This window comes from Bacillus sp. V5-8f, from assembly GCF_002863565.1.
Taxonomy (GTDB): domain Bacteria; phylum Bacillota; class Bacilli; order Bacillales; family DSM-1321; genus Peribacillus.
In genome coordinates this window covers 15,909-33,605 of sequence record NZ_PGUW01000018.1, presented here as the reverse complement: position 1 = coordinate 33,605, position 17,697 = coordinate 15,909, and the positions used below count along the sequence as shown (strand labels likewise).

The window sequence follows — 17,697 nt, the reverse complement described above, 5'->3', positions numbered from 1 at the left end:
CAGTCCAAATATTCTAGTAAAGTAAAATAAGAAAGGAGTGGATAGAATGAAAGCGCAAATTATTCAATCGTTTGGTGAACCTTCCGTTTTTGAATTACAAGAGATTTCAAAGCCTGAAATTAAACCGGGACATGTCCTTATTCATGTGAAGGCAACCAGTGTAAATCCTATTGATACGAAAGTCCGCAGCGGAGCAGTTCCCGCAGTGGCACCTGAATTTCCGGCAGTAATACATGGGGACGTCGCAGGTATTGTTGAAGAAGTAGGCGAAGGTGTTACCGAGTTTAAGCCTGGTGATGAAGTGTTTGGCTGCGCTGGCGGATTTAGAGGAACCGGCGGAGCGCTTGCTGAGTTTATGCTGGCGGATGCCCGTTTGCTTGCACCAAAACCGGAAAAATTAACGATGGAAGAAGCCGCCGCCTTGCCGTTAGTCAGTATCACTGCCTGGGAAGCGCTTTTTGAGAGAGCAAAACTTAAAGCTGGACAAGATATACTTGTTCATGCGGCTACCGGCGGTGTAGGACATGTAGCGGTCCAACTGGCAAAATGGGCAGGAGCGAATGTCTATACAACAGCTTCATCTCTAGAAAAGCTCGAGATTGCGACACGTCTGGGAGCAGATAAAGCAATTAATTATCGTGAAGAAACTGTGCAGGAGTATGTTGAAAAGTATACAAACGGAAAAGGCTTTGAAATCGTGTTTGACACGGTAGGGGGGGAAAACCTCAATCGTTCTTTTGAAGCCGCAGCGGTGCATGGAACAGTTTTAGCCATTGCTGCGAGATCGACGCATGATCTTTCCCCGCTTCATGCAAAGGGGCTTTCTCTCCATGTTACCTTCATGTTATTAAGGATAATAAATGAGGGTGAACGGAAACTTCATGGAGAGATCCTGAGAAAGGTCTCCCAGGTAGTTGAGGAAGGTAAGCTTCGTCCGCTTATTGATTCTACGGTTTTTACATTCGATGAAGCCTCAGAAGCCCACAAATACCTGGAGTCTGGGAAGGCAGTCGGGAAAATCGTTTTAAGCAATAATTGGTAAATTAGAAAAATGTTTGCTCATGAATGAAGCGCCATGATCTGTCATAGATTATGGCGCTTTTTCTTTTAATAGAATGTTAGTTACTTAGAGAAGGGTACCATTTTCCGATTAGATACTCCGGTATAAGAGCGACATTACGTTTTATTATAATAAACCGTGATGATCCCATGGATAACTTTATTTTATCTCTTGTGATATTAGTTTTAATGATTGCTTATTTTTTAGAAATTTCATCTTCTAAAATACTGAAAAGAGACATGTAAATTAAAATACATAAGCTTTATGTGGCCTGTATTTTTTAACGGCCGCACTATGGACTGATCAGAACGAAGTAGCCTACAAGCAGGATGAAAAAACTGGACATCCTTTTAGTCATACATAATACCGTGTGTACTGTATTCCGGGAAAATGACTAGGTCCATTCCTGGAAGTCCCTGTTTCATTCCGGTGATCATGTTTTTATTGTATTTTTGCCCAAATGGTTTTATTATATAAAAATAAGTTTTATTATTCAGACTAGTCGTAACTATTATTATGACAAAAATATTATATAAGAAAAATATTATATAAGAAAAATAGTAAAACTTTTCAGAAATATCAAAGTAGTTATACAGAAAGGAGAAAGACAAGATTAAGAATAGGCATTTTGGGCGTGTATTCGGAGGCGTCCATTCTTCCAGCTGAAAGCACCGCGTTTTGACACTGGGTAAGTTGAAACAGAGAAATTAAGGTTGTGCTGCTGCCTGTTATTAAAGATGAATCTACCGAAAGATTAAAGAAATCATTTATTTTTTACCACCATTACCAGGTCAACGAAAATGGAATGCCTTAGATATCCGCTGCCATCTAGTATGACTAAAAATCAATGAAGATTAAAGGTATTTGAGAAAGAAAAAAGGGGATGAAATACATAATGGGAAATAATTCTACTATTGCAGATGATTACTCGTTATCAAGGGTGCCGCTATCAGCACGCTTGCCGATGAGGGATATTCTGATCATAAGGTTGGGAGGATTCGCTACACTATCGCAATTTATGCTCGGTGCTGCACTTGGTTATGGCATGACATTCTGGCAGGCGTTTTGGGCTACGATGCTGGGAAGTTTGGTTTTACAAGTTGTTAGTTTACTGCTGGGGCTTGCAGGCGCACGTGAAGGTCTTTCTACGAGCTTATTATCACGATGGGCAGGCTTTGGCAGGTATGGCTCAAGTATAATAAGTGGTGTCATGGCCATCTGCCTGATAGGCTGGTTTGGAGTACAAAACTCTGTTTTTGCGAATGGTCTTGTAGAGGCAACTGACGGGAAGTTAGGCTTTATGCTTGCAGCTACAATTACTGGTTTAGCAGTAACAGTACTGGTGATTTTTGGATTCAAGATATTAAGCGCAACAGCAAAAATTGCAGTTCCAGCTTTTCTATTTGTGGTAGCTTTCGGAATCTATGACGTACTTTCCGACCATTCGATTTTTCGTTTAATGGGCACTCCTGCTCCTGGAGAAGCGTTATCAATGGGAGTCGCTGCAACAATGGTTGCCGGATCGTTCATGATCGGTGCCATCATCACTCCTGACTTCAGCCGATACAATAAGAACGGCAAAGACGTATTTTGGATGACTATTGTGGGGATTTTCGTAGGTGAACTGGGTATTAACTTGATTGCGGTATTGATGGCGCATGCTGCACAAACGAGCGATGTCGTCAGCATCATGCTTCAAACATCCGGATGGCTGGGTGCAGCAGTCGTAATTTTCTCTACAGTGAAGGTAAACAATATAAATTTATATTCTTCTTCCCTTAGCTTTACGAATATCATTGACTCAATATTCAAGGTTAAAGTTAATCGCGGGATTGTCACGCTTATCATCGGGATCATCGGAACAACGCTTTCGATTCTTGGGATCCTCGATAAATTCGTTGACTTCCTGATTTTACTGGGAGTCATGATTCCTCCTATTGCCGGTATAATGGTCGTTGATTACTTTATTTTGAAAACACATCGCAAAGCACTGGATGAAAGCCGTGAGAAAGGTGAGTTGCCTGGTGAGCCTGAAAAATTAAACCCAGTTACTATAGTTGCATGGGCAGCGGGATTTGCGGGTGGTTATTTCATCTCAGTAGGCATCCCTTCCCTTACTTCATTATTGATTAGTGGACTAGCTTACTATTTAGGCATGATGTGTATGAAAGCAATCAGGAAAAATGAAGTGGCTGAAGAAAAAATTACATTATAAATTTTTGGAAAATTGGAGGTTTTTTTAAAATGAGAAAATTAGGGAAACAGGAAATTGAAGATATTGCTGTAGGTGCAGCGTTACTTGGAACAGGTGGGGGAGGAGATCCTTATATAGGGAAGCTAATGGCACTGCAGGCAATTGAAGAATACGGAGAAATTACCTTATTGAATGTAGACGAAGTACCGGATGATGCAGTGGTTGTTCCATCCGCAATGATGGGAGCCCCTACTGTAATGTTGGAAAAGGCGCCAAGTGGCGAGGAAGCAATCACCGCTTTCAAAAACCTTGAATCTTATTTGGGCAAAGAAATTTTCGCTACAATGCCAATTGAAGCAGGGGGTTTAAATTCAATGCTTCCTTTGGCACTGGCTGCTAGGCTTGGTTTGCCTGTTGTTGATGTAGACGGAATGGGCCGAGCGTTCCCTGAATTGCAAATGGTTACCTTTTACCTTGATGGCATTTCAGCAACGCCAATGGTTATTGCTGATGAGAAGGGTAATACATCGGTTATCTCAACAATCAATAATGTATGGACAGAACGTATTGCCAGGGCTGCAACAATCGAAATGGGCGGAACTGTTATGACTGCCATTTATCCAATGACCGGAAAAAATTTAAAAGATAGCGGTATCAGCGGAATCCTTAAGGTTGAGGAAGAATTAGGTAAAGCAATCAGACTTGCTAAGCAAAATAACGCTGATCCTATTAAAGAAGCTATGAAAATTGTCGGCGGATTTGAGTTGTTCCGTGGAAAAGTTGCCGATATCAACCGTAAAACAGAGACTGGTTTTGCCAGGGGGGTTGCAACATTTGAAGGTATCAATGAATTTAAAGGAGAAACGCTCGAAGTCAGCTTCCAGAATGAACATTTACTTGCTCAAACAGAACAGCGTCTTCTGTGCGTTACTCCGGACTTAATCGCTGTCCTTGATGCAGAAACAGGACTACCAATCACAACTGAAGGTATTCGTTACGGTGCGAGATGTGTAGTAGTCGGCATTCCTTGCCATCCGAAGTGGAGAACTGAGAAAGGAATTGAAACGGTAGGGCCGAAGTATTTTGGATACGACGTTGAATATGTGCCTGTAGAAGAACTTGTGAAAAAAGGAGAGACAGTAAAATGAGCATATACAGAATTGGTATAGACGTTGGCGGTACCCATACAGATGCAGTTTTATTAGATGAAAACAACCAGGTGATTTCAGAAACAAAATCACCTACAACGGAAGATGTGGCAACAGGCATATATACGGCGATGAAGAAAATCATTGGAGATGCCAGTGTTCCAAGAGAACAAATTAAGTATGCCATGCTTGGGACCACACATTGTACAAATGCAATTGTTGAAAGAAAAAGACTGAACAATATAGCAGCAATCCGTATTGGAGCTCCTGCTACTACAGCCGTCAAACCTCTCGTCGGTGTACCAGATGACCTTAGAGAAGCCCTTGGAACGCATATTTACCTTGTACGCGGCGGTCATGAATTTAACGGCAGGGAAATTGTTTCTTTGGATGAGGAGCATCTGTATCAAATTGCTGAAGAAATCAAGGGGAAAGTAGATTCTGTTGCGATTACTTCGGTTTTTTCTCCTGTATCGCAAGCACATGAAACTAGGGCGAGTGAAATTATCAGGGAAGTGCTAGGCGAAAATGTTGCTGTTTCTCTTTCTTCTGAAATTGGTTCAGTAGGACTGCTTGAAAGAGAAAATGCCACCATTATTAATGCAGCCGTAGTTAACGTAGCAAAAACAGCTGCAGACGGATTCATCCAAGCATTAAATAATGAAGGCATAAATGCAAGGGTATTTTTTGGACAAAATGACGGGACTTTAATGTCAGTAGAATATGCCGTGAAATATCCGATTTTTACGATCGCGTGCGGTCCGACGAATTCCTTACGTGGCGCCTCCTACCTCACTAAGAGTTCAAATGCAATTGTTGTAGACGTCGGCGGAACAACATCTGATGTGGGTGTGTTAATTCAATCTTTCCCTAGGGAGTCCTCCTTAGCGGTAGAAATTGGCGGTGCCAGAACGAATTTCCGTATGCCAGATTTAATTTCAATTGGTCTTGGCGGTGGTACAATCGTCCGGATTCAGGAAAATGGTGATTTCACAATAGGGCCTGACAGTGTTGGCTACCGTCTACCGGAAAAAGCCTTGATTTTTGGTGGAGATACATTGACCACGACAGATGTTGCGGTGGCACTTGGAAAAGTAAACCTGGGCGAATCTTCTAAGGTTTCCCATCTTGATAAAGACTTGTTAAATAAAGTGTATGTGAAAATGGTTGAAATGGTGGAAGAAGCCATTGACAAGATGAAAACAAGCGCGGAAGATGTTCCTGTCATTCTTGTTGGCGGAGGAAGCATTTTACTGCCGGAACAATTAAAAGGAGCATCGGAGGTTATTCGTCCTCGCCATTCTGGTGTAGCAAATGCAATCGGGGCAGCCATTTCACAGGTAAGCGGCCAGGTTGAGCGGATTTATAAGCTGGATGAATTTGGCCGGGACACAGCATTAGAAATGGCAAAGGATGAGGCGAAAGAGGAAGCGATAAAAGCAGGAGCCGACCCCGACAATCTTGTAATTGTCGATATTGAAGATGTACCGCTTGCCTATCTGCCAGGGAATGCAACAAGGATCCGTGTAAAAGCCGCAGGTGAACTATCACAATTTAAAGTGAAAGAAACTATTTAAAAATTTTTATCTAGTAAATTGGTAAAAGCTCTAGTGATTGAACTAGGGCTTTTATTTTCATATCGAAGTAAAACGGTATGTACTCTCTAACAAAACTGGAGGCCATGTAATGATCGATCATTCTTATTTAGAATCTATTAAGAAAAAAGCCTTGATCATTGACGCACATTTCGATTTATTGATGGATGTGTCCATTCAACGAGAAAGAGGAAGAAAACAAGTTATTGAAACTGACTACCTTCCCCGTTTTGAACAAGGAGGAGTCAACATTATTATAGTGGCGATTTTTATTGACAGCAGCTTCGTCCCACAGATGGCTCTACAAAAAGCACTTAACCAGGTGGCCGCCCTATATGAAGAAGTTAGAGAATCGCCCGATAAATTAATGATTTGTAAAGACGGCGAAGATATGATCCTTGCGCAAAAAAGAGGAAAAATTGGTTTTCTGCTATCGCTTGAGGGTGTGGAACCAATCGGAAACGATTTAAGCCTTTTAACCATATTTTATGAATTGGGAGTAAGGAACGTTGGATTAGTATGGAGCAGGAGAAATGCTGTGGGGGACGGTAGCCATTTTAACCCGGTTCCCGAAGGAAAAAAGGGGGGAATCACAGATTTCGGTGTCCAGTTAATTAAAGCGTCCGAAAAGCTGGGAATGACGATTGATGTTACCCATTTGAATGATGAAGGATTTTGGGACGTTATGGAGATTTCAAAGAAACCAATCATTGCTTCCCATTCGAACTCACGTGTATTGGCAAATACAATGCGGAATTTAACAGATGAACAAATGAAAGCAATTGCATCCAAAGGTGGCGTAATTGGTGTAAACGCTGTAAGCATCATAATATCCAATGACGATGAAAATAGTAACCTGGAAAAATATATAGATCATATTGATCATATCGTGCAATTAGTAGGGATTGACCATGTAGGTCTTGGCTTGGACTTATGCGATGAGTTTTTTAAGTATGTGTCAGCTGAGGATATAGCAAGTATGCCCCGCAAACCTTTTGATGTAATTAAAGGGCATGAAAGCATACCAAAATTAATAGAAGGCCTGCTGAACAGAGGGTATTCTGAAGATGAGTTGGTAAAGATATTGGGCACTAACTTTTTAACAATTTTTAAATAGATATCCACCTTACAGATGAATTGATTATCAACGTTGGTCAATCTTTATATATTTCAAATTGCTTTTGGATAATTACTTTCATAAATCACATCCTAAAACAGGAGATGTGATATATGGTAAACAAGACTTTAACCAAAGCGGAAAAGATTCATAGATTAAAAAGCTGTGGAAAGCCGGTATCTATGTGTGCTGTTAAAGTGATCGACCATAATGGACTGGAAAAGCCGGTGAAGAAGGGGAAATTGTTGTAAAGTCCCCCTATGTAATGAATGAATATTACCGCCTTCCGGATAAAACAGCTGAGACCGTAGTAAATGGCTGGCTCCATACCGGAGATATAGGAAGGATTGACGAAGAGGGATATGTTTATCTTTTAGACAGGAAGAAAGATATGATCATCAGCGGCGGCCTTAATGTGTATACCACCGAAGTTGAAAATGCCCTGCAAAAACATCAGGATGTCAGCCAGGTAGCTGTCATCGGTGTACCACACGAGGACTGGGGCGAGGCCGTATTAGCGCTTATCATTCCTATACACGAAAACGTCGATAAAGAGGATATTTTAAATTTTTGCAATCAAAACCTGGCAAAGTATAAACGGCCAAAGTATGTTGAATTTCGCTCGTCTTTTCCTGTGACACCATATGGAAAAATTGATAAAAAACAGCTTCGCAAGGAATTTTGGGACACTTTGGGTAGGCAATTTAATTAACTTTTTAAAAAAGAGAGGTATTGTCTATTGGATTCTCAAAATACCGGCTAATCTAAAGAACGGTTGAGCTTTTTGTAGGTAAGGCATATTCGTCTAACACTTCCATACAAACGAGCCGAAAACAAAAGAATAAATGATAAATGCGAGGAGCAGCCATAACGGCTGCTCTTAATTTGTTTGTTTTTCGCTTTGCCTTCCGAATCGTGAAGTAGTGCACACCGACTAAGCTTCCTGCCACAAGAAACCTTAAGTCGCGGGACTGTCCGGCTTTTTAACTGTTGTAGTTATTGGAAGCAACTACATGGCAAATCGGTAATTTAAAAGCAATTTTTATATACCAAATGTCCTTTTCAAAGTATGAATTATTGATACAAGCTGGATAAATGGCCGTTTCATTCCCCAAAAATACGTATATGATATATTACGCAGTACATGTCCAAAAATTCTTCTAATCATATATGGACTTAACTGCAGTCTGTGTGGTAAGGGGGGAGTTAGAGTGCCGAATTTAATGAGACATGTAGGTCGACAGGTTGAGGTTGTAGGGCGTGATGGTAGGGTTCATCGAGGAGTAATGGAGGGAGTAGACCCGCCAAGAGGAATGTTTATGCGTGACGGTTTTGGAAGAAGAAGGTTTTTTTCGTTCGCTTTCATTGCTGCCATTTTCATAAGCGGAAGAAGGAGACGTCGAATTTTTTAAATCAAAACCAGTCTGTATTGAAATCATGCCACTTACAATGAACTAATCGGCCAAGAAGCACAAATATAAACGAAATGAAGGGAGAGGACTTGATTATTTACAGCACAATATACTTTAGCAAGGGGAGTCTTTTTCATTCTCACAATTCAAGCTTGTTCAGACTTATAACAAACCCTGAACCATATCAAGAAATCTTGCACCGCCTGTTTCTCACACTGTCTGCTAAGTCCTTCCCAATATAGCTTTAATAAAAAAGTAACTTAATTATCAAGTTTAACTAGGCAAATATAAAGTCTGAAATTAATCATTAAAGGGCAGGTTAGCAAAAGGTGATAAATAAAAAAGAGGATATAAATAATGTATACCCTCTACGATCCATTGTTGTTTAAGCCATTATTGGTTGTATTATGAAACACTTGAAAGTTTTGGTTCATGATTTTTTTCTTCTTTAATCAAAGTGACACCTAAAAACCCCATGAGAGAAAACAGGACAGGGATGATAAATGCATAGTGATAGCCATTTTCTATAGAGTGTTGGGGGAATAGGTCCAATACATGTCCGAAAAAGACAGGCAGTAAAACCGCACTTAAGAATCCACCCATATTCGCAAACCCAGACACAACCCCTACTTGCTCTATAGGGAAAGATTCCCGTACTACTGCAAATGTCAATGAGCTGGCCCCGTTTCCAAAGCCTATGATAAAGAGCAAAATTACCACGGTCATAAATGGCGGTTTAACGCCGAAAAAGAACAATCCAACCCAACTGCACAACACGATGAGATGGATCAGGCTATAGATTCGTTTCATAGAATCCATCCGGCTTGTAATCCAACTGATCAAAGGCCCTCCAATGATTGCTCCAAAAAGACCATACATAATTAGCTGGCTTGCCTCTGGACGCGACAATCCAAAAACCTGAATGCCATATGGAACTCCCCACGAGCCAATAAATCCTATGTAGGTGCCGACCACGCCAAAGTGGCAAAGGAATGTAGCCCAGGCCTGACGGGAAGTGAAAATCCGGCGTAATATAGCCCAGACAGGTTCCCGGTGTTTAAACGAACTTTCTTTCGCTTTCAACTCATCTGTAAATAGTTGTTTTGGTTTCGATATAAGAACGGTATAGAGAAGGTAAGAAGTTACCACTAAAATGATTGCGATGCTAAGGAATGGAATTCTCCAACCGGCGAAAGATATCCACATGGAGAACGGAACGGTAGCGGTTAAGGAACCAAGGCTAGCCGTCAGAGATACGATACCTAACAACCGTACAAATTCCTGAGCCTTAAACCATAGGCTTAAAATCAATACCAGATTAACAAAAATAGTCGAATCTCCCAATCCTACTAATAACCGGGAGAAAATCAATAGATACTCATTGGGAGCAAGACTATATAGAACGCTTCCCAGCCCATTAAGAAGTGTGCCAATGATAAGGAATCGGTATGGGCCATATCGGTCAGACAATAATCCAACCGGAATTTGTAATCCTGCATAAGCCAAAAACTGAATGCCACTCATCAGTCCTATGACAGAAGCCGATACCTGAAAATCCTTCATCAGTTGGTCAGTTATTAAACCAGGAGCCGTTCTTTGGCTAACAATTAAAAAGTACGCAAATAAGACGGTGCTAAATACTACCCATCTATAACTGCTTTCCTGCTGTTTATTCATCATGGTGCATTCCCCTCCTATATCCTCGATTCGGTTCCGAACAAAAAAACAGAGCAGCGCTAGAACACACTACTCGTAAAAGTGGAGCCCTTTTTCAATATAAGTGTATCATATCTTAACAGCCATTTATCCAAGCCTAGAGCAGAGTACGGCACACACAACTCTCCCAGGATAAAGGAAGGTGTTAATACAGTCGAAAGGGCAGCGGCTATATCTTAACAGTCGTGACATTTTGGCACACAATGATTGCGGAGACAACAGCTCAGATTACATGGGCGATGAAGGATATTTCCCTAGTTTGTTCCCGGATTTTGTCCTTCATCTCTAAAACCCAGATATGCTCTTTTTTTGTTTTATAAAATACATTTTTAAACGTGAATATACTGAATTATTTTGGGTCCTGTATATTTTAAAAAACAATCAGCAACTAGATCCTTAAACAAAATTGAATCAATTCACTTATAATTAATAGAGTTTTCAATTGGGATAGGGAGGCTGTTTTTTAAAGCTTTTCATTCCTAATTGAACGGGAAACATTTATTTGAAGCTAAAATGATATGATAAAAAGTTTAGCAACCATCTTGAAAAGGTATTCACAAAAGTATATGGTAAATTCTTAAGAGAGGAGACCATGATTAGAAAGGAGCATAATTAAAAACCTGGGTTTTCGCTTAAGCAAATAAAATCTAGGGGAATTGCTGTCTAAATAATTAGCCATATTCTTAGGATTACTTCTGGCTTATAGGGCAATTCTAGTTGTAGTGAAACTATTACATAACTTTTAATTTGAAAGGAGAGCGGTTGGATGGAATCAATCTGGCTGGAATATGCTTGGGCCTTACTAATTTTAATTGCATTAGAAGGATTGTTATCGGCTGACAATGCCCTTGTACTAGCAGTTATAGCGAAACATTTGCCCGAAGATCAGAAAAAAAGAGCGATAAATTATGGAATCCTTATGGCTTTCGGTTTTCGATTTGGTGCACTTTTTGCAATTTCTTATATTGCCAACGTCTGGCAGGTACAGGCGATAGGAGCCGCTTATCTTCTTTATTTAGGGTTAAAGCATGTCATACAGGCGCGGTTTGGGAAGAAAAATGAGGATATCCATAAGGACGATAAAGAGGCGGCCGCTGGAAAAGGTTTCTGGCCCACAGTAGGGAAGATTGCTTTAGCTGACCTCGCTTTTGCAATTGATTCCATTCTTGCTGCGGTTGCTCTTGCGCTTGGTCTTCCAGATTCACCCTTAGGTGATTTCGGCGGCATGGATGGAGGACAGTTTATTGTTGTTCTTCTTGGAGGTATTGCTGGCCTTATCTTAATTAAGTATGCTGCAACCTGGTTTGTGAAACTTCTTGATAAACGTCCTGGGTTGGAAACAACAGCATACGCAATTGTTGCCTGGGTCGGTGTCAAACTTGCTGTCATTACTCTTGCCCACGAGGATATTGGTATTTTAGATCCCCATTTTCCACACAGTACCGGTTGGACTCTGACCTTCTATCTAGTGTTAGTCGGAATGGCTATAATTGGATGGTTTGCATCGGGCAAAAAGTCAGCCCAGAGACAACAATCCTGACAAGAGTTAAAAGAGGAAGGGGACGTATCGCCGTAATAACCATATAGAAGCATACTGGATGGTAACTCGATCGGCCTTCCTCCTAATTAAAAAAGTTCAATATTTACATTCATTATCAGGTGTGTTGATCCAACTAGGATTAACGCACCTTTTTTACTGAAGATGGTTCCGTAGTATGGGGAAGGAGGTGCAGATATTGAATACAATGAATTGGAAATTGTCACAGAAATCCTGCTCTTAGAAACAGGAAATAAACAACCAGCAGCAATAAGTCTTTATAAGAAAAATGGTTATACTGAGTATATTGGTTGTTTTGCAAAAATCATAAGCTAACATTTACTACGTCTATGATTCTTTTTTTCTTGTAAATTTAACGACTGCTAATATAACACCAATGAGGAAAACGATAATACCGTTCCCTAAAATAACCAAGCCTATAAAAGCAGCTCCCAGTGCAGCTCCTTCTCCTGTATCACCTGCATTATGAGCCATCTTTACAAAAATAGAGCCGGATATAAACCCTATTACTGGTCCAAGTATTGCAATACCCACACCGCCTACCCATAAAGGCAATTTATTTTTCTTGTGCAATTGTATTGATGCTGTGTTTGAAAACAAAAGCACTGACAACAGGATTAACCAAATTAGCCCATCTCCGTTCATGTAACACCTCTTATGAACAATATTATCTCAATATTATCATAAGTTTACCTATTTATTCCAAAATATGTAATTGCTATTTTTAATGGTACATTGAGTTTCTGGGTAGCTTTTAAAAGGATTAGTTGAAAAAAATGTATAATAAAAGCGCTGAAATTACTTCAATGCTTTGTTGTGCTCCATCTTACTTGCCATATCCCATCGGTGCCCACATAATTGTATAATTCACTTTCTTTTTTGTCCCTTGGTTAACCAACTTTAATCGTTAGCTATCATTATCGGAGAATTTTGGTGATTCGAACCTAGTGGTGCCGTTTTTCTTTGCAGTGATCGTTTTAATTGTCTTCCAGCTTCCCTTGTTATTTGTTTTCGTCTGAATGTAAACCTTATATGTACCCGAAGCTGACTACGGGCAGGTAAGTTGAAAAAATCGTTGAAAAGTAATAAAATTAAGTATTCATAAAATTAGTATCAGGTACTAAAACTAGATATAATGTTCATAGATTAAAAACTTAGACGAATTGAGGTCCTTTACTAATGTACGATTATAAGAAGAAATTTACTGCACCAGAAAACTATAATATTACTCAAGAAATTGAAAAGCATGCCTCTGATAAACTGGCTTTACTATATAAAAATGATGATGGATTGACTGAATCGATCACTTATAACCAGCTTATTAAAAAATCAAATAAGCTTGCTAATGGCTTATATAAGCTAGGTTTAGAAAAGGGAGATCGGGTACTAATCGTTACCCCTCGTTTAATTGACTCTTACATCATCTATATGGCGTGTTTAAAAGCGGGATTAGTAATTATTCCTTCTTCAGAATTACTGAGAGCTAAGGATATCGCTTATCGACTAAACCATTCTAAAGCTAAAGCAGTTATATCTTATGCTGATTTTACAAATGAGATCGACGCTATTGATGGAGAACTCCCATATCTTCACTATAAAATGACGTTTGGCGGAGAAAAAGAAGGATGGATGAATCTTGATGAGGTAAGGGATTCTGCTTCCGAAGATTTTAATCATCTTACAACTACACGCGATGATCTTGCTTTCTTGGCTTATACTTCTGGTACGACGGGAAATCCAAAAGGTGTGGCTCATACACACAGCTGGGGTTATGCCCATATCCGTATAGCCGCTAAAGAATGGCTGACTATTAGAGAAGATGACACGGTGTGGGCAACCGCTGCGCCAGGCTGGCAAAAGTGGGTATGGACACCATTTCTATCTATTTTAGGTTCTGGTGCAACTGGGTTTGTTTATCAAGGGAAATTTTCTGCTGAAAAATACTTAATGTTGCTGCAGGAGCAAAAAATTAATGTACTATGCTGTACGCCTACTGAATACCGTATGATGGTCAAAACGGAAGGATTGCATCAATACGATCTTTCCGATCTAAGAAGTGCTGTATCTGCTGGAGAAGCACTCAATAGGGAAGTAATCGATGTATTTAAAAACACGTTCAACATTCAAATTAGAGATGGTTATGGGCAAACGGAAAGTACGCTGTTAATAGGAACACTCCAAGGAGCCGAACACAGGATAGGATCAATGGGAAAACCGATCATCAATGGAACGGTGGAAATTGTTGATGATGAAGGCATTCCGGTTAAAACAGGAGAAATCGGCAATATAGCAATCCATAAAGAATTGCCTGCTCTCTTTAAGATGTATTACAAGGATCCCGAAAAAACGAACAGTTCATATATAGGGGAGTATTTTTTAACAGGAGATCGTGCCAGCAAAGATGAAGAAGGCTTTTATTGGTTCCAGGGAAGAAGCGACGATGTCATTATCAGCTCCGGTTATACAATAGGACCGTTTGAAATTGAGGATGCCTTAATGAAACATCCAGCGGTAGTAGAATGTGCTGCTGTCGCAAGTCCTGATGAAATCAGGGGAAATGTAGTGAAGGCTTTTATCGTTTTACGAAACGGAGTAGAAGGTTCCACTGAACTTACTAAGGAACTACAGGATTTTGTGAAGCAAATCACTGCGCCATATAAATATCCTCGACTGATTGAGTTTGTTGAGCATTTACCAAAAACTGATTCCGGAAAAATTAGACGTGTCGTTTTGAGGAGTCTTGAGAATGAATCAATTGCCCCTGGAAATTAAGGGATCAATCCGAAAGATCAAATCGCAAGAGGGCTATGAAGGTAGAGGGCTACATGCTGAAAACATTGACCCTGAATCTATCGGAAAGAAGATTGGGTCAGGAAAGAACTGACGAGTAGGAGCGCTGTTTTAAGAAATTTGAGTGTAAAAAAATTCCTTATGGCTCGAGTTGAAGCTTAGATGGTTCAAAGGTCCCGTGAGTAACCAGAAAAGGTTTATACATTTTTTTATGTTGTATTGTCTTACAGCTTTTCTATGATTTTTAACAATTATTTTTTAAAAGGTGTAACCCTAAAGATCCGCCGGAAAAAACCAGGCGGATTTTTTCTGTCCTCTAGAAGCGCAAGGAAGTTCGAATAAAATTTTTAGGTGTAACCACAGATTAGGAACCATATGCTGTTATCGCTATGAAATGGATCCTGAATTTCAATGGACCTGTGATCAAGAGGGAGGTAAAACTTAAAGAGATCAAGGCACTGTTCTTGTGTAACCCAAGGAGAGGTGCAAGAGAACCGTCCACTAGATTGATTTACATCTTGATACAGAAGTAACAAAGTAATATTTTGACAAATTAAAATAATACAAAAACAATTGACACTTTTGTATTATTGAGTATAATAACTATCATAACATGTGAGGAAACCTAACATAAAATAAAAAGGTGTTTAACATGAAAAAAATTGAAGCTATTATAAGACCTGAAAAGCTGACGGAAACCATTAAAGAATTGAAGAATATAGGGATTACAGGTTTTACCGTATCCCAAGTAGTCGGAAGGGGGAAGCAGAAAGACGCTCAAGGGGTTTATCGTGGGAAAAATTATAAAGTGACTCTGCATCCAAAAGTAAAACTGGAGATTATTCTCTCGGATCACATGGTGGAACAAACTATACAGAGAATTTTTCATACAGCCCAAACGGGAGAAGATGGCGACGGTAAAGTTTACGTTTATCCGATTTTTGAAGCGTATAACATTCGAACAGGAAAACCTGACTATGATATTGATGATTTACGAAATCGGGAGGGTTAACTAACGTGGAACTGATATCCTTAAATACTGTATGGGTCGTAATAGCTGCAGCAATGGTTCTTTTTATGGAAGGCGGATTTAGTTTATTAGAATCTGGATTTGTCAGAACGAAAAATGCAGTCAATGTTACCATGAAAATCTTTGTCGATTTAACGATTGGAGCTTTAGCGTTTTGGTTAATTGGTTTTGGGATTATGTTTGGAAATGGTGCATTTGGCATATTCGGTACTAGTCTTTTTGGGAGTCCTGAAAAGATTTCCCTATCCATAGATATACCTAGTGAAGCCTTTGTACTCTTTCAAATGGGGTTTGCAGTAGCATGTATTTCAATTGTTTCAGGGGCAGTAGCTGAACGAATGAATTTTAAGGCTTATATTTTAACAGCAGCCCTAATTTCCGTTATTATTTACCCGCTTTCAGGACACTGGATCTGGAATAGTGATGGCTGGTTGGCGAAATTGGGAATGAAGGATTTTGCCGGTTCCGCTGCTATCCATGCGGTGGGAGGAGTTGCAGCCTTTGCGATGGCAAAAATGCTAGGGCCACGAAAAGGCAGATTTAATTCAGATGGAAGCGTCAATGTGTTTGCACCTAGCAATATTCCTTTAGCATCTGCTGGTGCATTTATTTTATGGTTTGGCTGGTTTGGCTTTAATGCAGGAAGTACATTAGATGCCTCTAATGCAGCTCTCGCTTCCATTGCAATCAACACGATGCTCGCAGCGGCAGGTGGCGGGTCTGCTGCACTTTTTATTACAATGAAAAAGTTCGGAAAAGCAGACCCGAGTATGACGATCAATGGGGTTTTGGCTGGACTAGTGTCCATCACGGCTGGATGTGCATTTGTGTCTCAGTGGAGTGCGATTATTATTGGTGTTAGTAGTGGTTTCATTGTTGTGTATGCAACCGTTTTGGTAGACCGCTTAAAAGTAGATGATCCGGTGGGAGCAGTGGCAGTTCACGGCTTCAATGGAGTGTTCGGAACCATTGCGGTTGGATTATTTGATATCAATCAAGGTCTTTTGACAACAGGTGATTTCTCCCTTTTAAAAATACAAGCCTTAGGTGCAGCAGTAGTTGTTATGTGGGGATATATTGGTGGCGTATTTATAGCAAGGGTATGTGAAAAGACAGTAGGATTGCGAGCTAGTGAACGTGAGGAAGAGGAAGGATTGGATATGTCCTACCACGGAATACCGGCCTATAATGAATTAGAACGATTTTCCGATATGCCATCAAGTTTGTATGACTTTGAAGAGACAACAGGTATTTCCATCGCTCCTGCAACGACAAAAGACAGGAAAAGCAAAGTTGTTTGAGTGTATTTTTATACTTTTATGCTAATTCTTTGATTAGTCATGTAAAGATAGTAGTTATCAGGGCCATAAAGGACAAAATATGAGATATTCTAATGGCTCGCCTATAAAACGAATAGTAGGGTGTCCCAGAACACTGCCCATAGAATATTGAAACCAGACTTAAGTCTTTGAAAAACACATCGATCTCTTTATAGGTTTTCCTATGTATCACTTACAAATAACATACCGTAATATCATCACAAAACCTGTACGGAATGTCCCGCACAGGTTTTCATGGTTTTATCTTAGAAACCTCAAACTGTGAATTATATATAGGACGGCATTAGTGTACTTTCGTAGGTGCGTTTTTGCTGTGTTTGTTTAGGGGAAGGCAAGGATAGACCAGGCATATTTTTGTTTGCCTTCAAGAATGATTGCCGGTTCTTTTTCTGAGCCATCTTCTCCGGAATACCCATGGTAGTGATCTGCTTGAGTTTCTGGCGGGCCTGCTGGTTTCTCATCATGTACGCTGCAGCACCTACAGCTAGCGCTCCTAACATTTTTGTTTTGCCGCTCATTTTATCGTTTGGCTGAACCGATAAATCAGGATCAACCGTTGCCTGGCTCGCCGACCTTGATTTTGATCCATTTTGCGATTTGATATTGGTAACCTTCTGCAACTGATTCATCATTGTATCGCGTGCTTCTTTGTTTTTCATTAGATAGGCAGCTGTCCCAATGGCTACGGTACCGAGTAATTTATTATTCATATTAAATTCCTCCTTAATTATAGTGAG

At 40.0% G+C, this 17,697-nt stretch carries 17 protein-coding genes; 14 read left to right on the top strand and 3 right to left on the bottom strand.

Features of this window, described 5'->3' with window-relative positions:
* The first annotated feature begins 46 nt into the window (after nucleotides 1–46).
* From CUU64_RS16640 to CUU64_RS16605, 9 genes are all read left to right on the top strand, one after another.
* Entirely contained in the window at nucleotides 47–1,042 is a 996-nt protein-coding gene (locus CUU64_RS16640; RefSeq protein WP_101634756.1) for a zinc-dependent alcohol dehydrogenase family protein, read from the top strand.
* Nucleotides 1,043–1,149: 107 nt separating this feature from the next.
* Nucleotides 1,150–1,305 (top strand): phosphate-starvation-inducible PsiE family protein, encoded by a 156-nt coding sequence (locus CUU64_RS22370; RefSeq protein ID WP_219621879.1) that lies wholly within the window; start codon nucleotides 1,150–1,152, stop codon nucleotides 1,303–1,305.
* A gap of 650 nt (nucleotides 1,306–1,955) precedes the next feature.
* Nucleotides 1,956–3,275, top strand: coding sequence for a purine-cytosine permease family protein (locus CUU64_RS16630; RefSeq protein ID WP_101634754.1), 1,320 nt, complete (start codon nucleotides 1,956–1,958; stop codon nucleotides 3,273–3,275).
* A gap of 29 nt (nucleotides 3,276–3,304) precedes the next feature.
* Nucleotides 3,305–4,402, top strand: coding sequence for an S-methyl thiohydantoin desulfurase family protein (locus CUU64_RS16625; protein WP_101634753.1), 1,098 nt, complete (start codon nucleotides 3,305–3,307; stop codon nucleotides 4,400–4,402).
* Nucleotides 4,399–5,979: a hydantoinase/oxoprolinase N-terminal domain-containing protein gene (locus CUU64_RS16620; RefSeq protein ID WP_101634752.1), complete on the top strand. Its 1,581-nt coding sequence runs from the start codon at nucleotides 4,399–4,401 to the stop codon at nucleotides 5,977–5,979. Before CUU64_RS16625 ends, CUU64_RS16620 begins: the two co-directional genes overlap by 4 nt.
* Nucleotides 5,980–6,088: 109 nt before the next feature.
* Nucleotides 6,089–7,114 carry a dipeptidase gene (locus tag CUU64_RS16615; protein WP_101634750.1) on the top strand — a complete coding sequence of 342 codons (1,026 nt, stop codon included), beginning with the start codon at nucleotides 6,089–6,091 and terminating at the stop codon, nucleotides 7,112–7,114.
* A gap of 113 nt (nucleotides 7,115–7,227) precedes the next feature.
* Nucleotides 7,228–7,365, top strand: a complete 138-nt coding sequence (locus CUU64_RS22145; protein ID WP_180954647.1) for a hypothetical protein — start codon at nucleotides 7,228–7,230, stop codon at nucleotides 7,363–7,365.
* Between the two features lie 14 nt (nucleotides 7,366–7,379).
* Nucleotides 7,380–7,826 carry a class I adenylate-forming enzyme family protein gene (locus CUU64_RS16610; protein WP_101634748.1) on the top strand — a complete coding sequence of 149 codons (447 nt, stop codon included), beginning with the start codon at nucleotides 7,380–7,382 and terminating at the stop codon, nucleotides 7,824–7,826.
* A 499-nt stretch (nucleotides 7,827–8,325) separates the two neighbouring features.
* Nucleotides 8,326–8,526 carry a hypothetical protein gene (locus tag CUU64_RS16605; RefSeq protein WP_101634747.1) on the top strand — a complete coding sequence of 67 codons (201 nt, stop codon included), beginning with the start codon at nucleotides 8,326–8,328 and terminating at the stop codon, nucleotides 8,524–8,526.
* A 405-nt stretch (nucleotides 8,527–8,931) separates the two neighbouring features.
* On the opposite strand, the gene CUU64_RS16600 is transcribed toward CUU64_RS16605, so the two are convergent.
* Complete coding sequence (locus CUU64_RS16600; RefSeq protein ID WP_101634858.1) at nucleotides 8,932–10,203, bottom strand: MFS transporter; 1,272 nt, start codon at nucleotides 10,201–10,203, stop codon at nucleotides 8,932–8,934.
* Nucleotides 10,204–11,008: 805 nt separating this feature from the next.
* On the opposite strand from CUU64_RS16600, the gene CUU64_RS16595 reads away from it, so the two are divergent.
* Nucleotides 11,009–11,782 (top strand): TerC family protein, encoded by a 774-nt coding sequence (locus CUU64_RS16595; RefSeq protein WP_101634746.1) that lies wholly within the window; start codon nucleotides 11,009–11,011, stop codon nucleotides 11,780–11,782.
* Between the two features lie 345 nt (nucleotides 11,783–12,127).
* On the opposite strand, the gene CUU64_RS16590 is transcribed toward CUU64_RS16595, so the two are convergent.
* Entirely contained in the window at nucleotides 12,128–12,445 is a 318-nt protein-coding gene (locus tag CUU64_RS16590) for an ABC transporter permease (protein ID WP_101634745.1), read from the bottom strand.
* A gap of 534 nt (nucleotides 12,446–12,979) precedes the next feature.
* Between CUU64_RS16590 and mbcS the strand changes: the two genes are divergently transcribed.
* The 4 genes from mbcS to CUU64_RS16575 all read left to right on the top strand — a co-directional run bounded on the left by mbcS (nucleotide 12,980) and on the right by CUU64_RS16575 (nucleotide 16,921).
* Nucleotides 12,980–14,572, top strand: a complete 1,593-nt coding sequence (mbcS, locus tag CUU64_RS16585) for an acyl-CoA synthetase MbcS (protein ID WP_101634744.1) — start codon at nucleotides 12,980–12,982, stop codon at nucleotides 14,570–14,572.
* Nucleotides 14,547–14,684, top strand: a complete 138-nt coding sequence (locus CUU64_RS22140) for a hypothetical protein (RefSeq protein WP_180954646.1) — start codon at nucleotides 14,547–14,549, stop codon at nucleotides 14,682–14,684. The genes mbcS and CUU64_RS22140 overlap by 26 nt, the downstream gene beginning before the upstream one ends.
* A 558-nt stretch (nucleotides 14,685–15,242) precedes the next feature.
* Complete coding sequence (locus CUU64_RS16580; RefSeq protein WP_101634743.1) at nucleotides 15,243–15,602, top strand: P-II family nitrogen regulator; 360 nt, start codon at nucleotides 15,243–15,245, stop codon at nucleotides 15,600–15,602.
* Between the two features lie 5 nt (nucleotides 15,603–15,607).
* The gene (locus tag CUU64_RS16575; RefSeq protein ID WP_101634742.1) at nucleotides 15,608–16,921 is read left to right on the top strand and encodes an ammonium transporter; all 1,314 of its coding nucleotides are present in this window, start codon (nucleotides 15,608–15,610) and stop codon (nucleotides 16,919–16,921) included.
* 305 nt (nucleotides 16,922–17,226) lie between these two features.
* Here CUU64_RS16575 and CUU64_RS16570 read toward each other — a convergent pair whose 3' ends face one another.
* The gene (locus tag CUU64_RS16570; RefSeq protein WP_101634741.1) at nucleotides 17,227–17,670 is read right to left on the bottom strand and encodes a hypothetical protein; all 444 of its coding nucleotides are present in this window, start codon (nucleotides 17,668–17,670) and stop codon (nucleotides 17,227–17,229) included.
* Nucleotides 17,671–17,697 lie beyond the last annotated feature (27 nt).

What these genes read in the sequence shown, in the direction of transcription:
- CUU64_RS16640 (WP_101634756.1), top strand. Translation starts at nt 47, where the DNA reads ATGAAAGCGCAAATTATTCAATCGTTTGGTGAACCTTCCGTTTTTGAA.
- CUU64_RS16630 (WP_101634754.1), top strand. Translation starts at nt 1,956, where the DNA reads ATGGGAAATAATTCTACTATTGCAGATGATTACTCGTTATCAAGGGTG.
- CUU64_RS16625 (WP_101634753.1), top strand. Translation starts at nt 3,305, where the DNA reads ATGAGAAAATTAGGGAAACAGGAAATTGAAGATATTGCTGTAGGTGCA.
- CUU64_RS16620 (WP_101634752.1), top strand. Translation starts at nt 4,399, where the DNA reads ATGAGCATATACAGAATTGGTATAGACGTTGGCGGTACCCATACAGAT.
- CUU64_RS16615 (WP_101634750.1), top strand. Translation starts at nt 6,089, where the DNA reads ATGATCGATCATTCTTATTTAGAATCTATTAAGAAAAAAGCCTTGATC.
- CUU64_RS22145 (WP_180954647.1), top strand. Translation starts at nt 7,228, where the DNA reads ATGGTAAACAAGACTTTAACCAAAGCGGAAAAGATTCATAGATTAAAA.
- CUU64_RS16610 (WP_101634748.1), top strand. Translation starts at nt 7,380, where the DNA reads ATGAATGAATATTACCGCCTTCCGGATAAAACAGCTGAGACCGTAGTA.
- CUU64_RS16600 (WP_101634858.1), bottom strand. Translation starts at nt 10,203, where the DNA reads ATGAATAAACAGCAGGAAAGCAGTTATAGATGGGTAGTATTTAGCACC.
- CUU64_RS16595 (WP_101634746.1), top strand. Translation starts at nt 11,009, where the DNA reads ATGGAATCAATCTGGCTGGAATATGCTTGGGCCTTACTAATTTTAATT.
- CUU64_RS16590 (WP_101634745.1), bottom strand. Translation starts at nt 12,445, where the DNA reads ATGAACGGAGATGGGCTAATTTGGTTAATCCTGTTGTCAGTGCTTTTG.
- mbcS (WP_101634744.1), top strand. Translation starts at nt 12,980, where the DNA reads ATGTACGATTATAAGAAGAAATTTACTGCACCAGAAAACTATAATATT.
- CUU64_RS22140 (WP_180954646.1), top strand. Translation starts at nt 14,547, where the DNA reads ATGAATCAATTGCCCCTGGAAATTAAGGGATCAATCCGAAAGATCAAA.
- CUU64_RS16580 (WP_101634743.1), top strand. Translation starts at nt 15,243, where the DNA reads ATGAAAAAAATTGAAGCTATTATAAGACCTGAAAAGCTGACGGAAACC.
- CUU64_RS16570 (WP_101634741.1), bottom strand. Translation starts at nt 17,670, where the DNA reads ATGAATAATAAATTACTCGGTACCGTAGCCATTGGGACAGCTGCCTAT.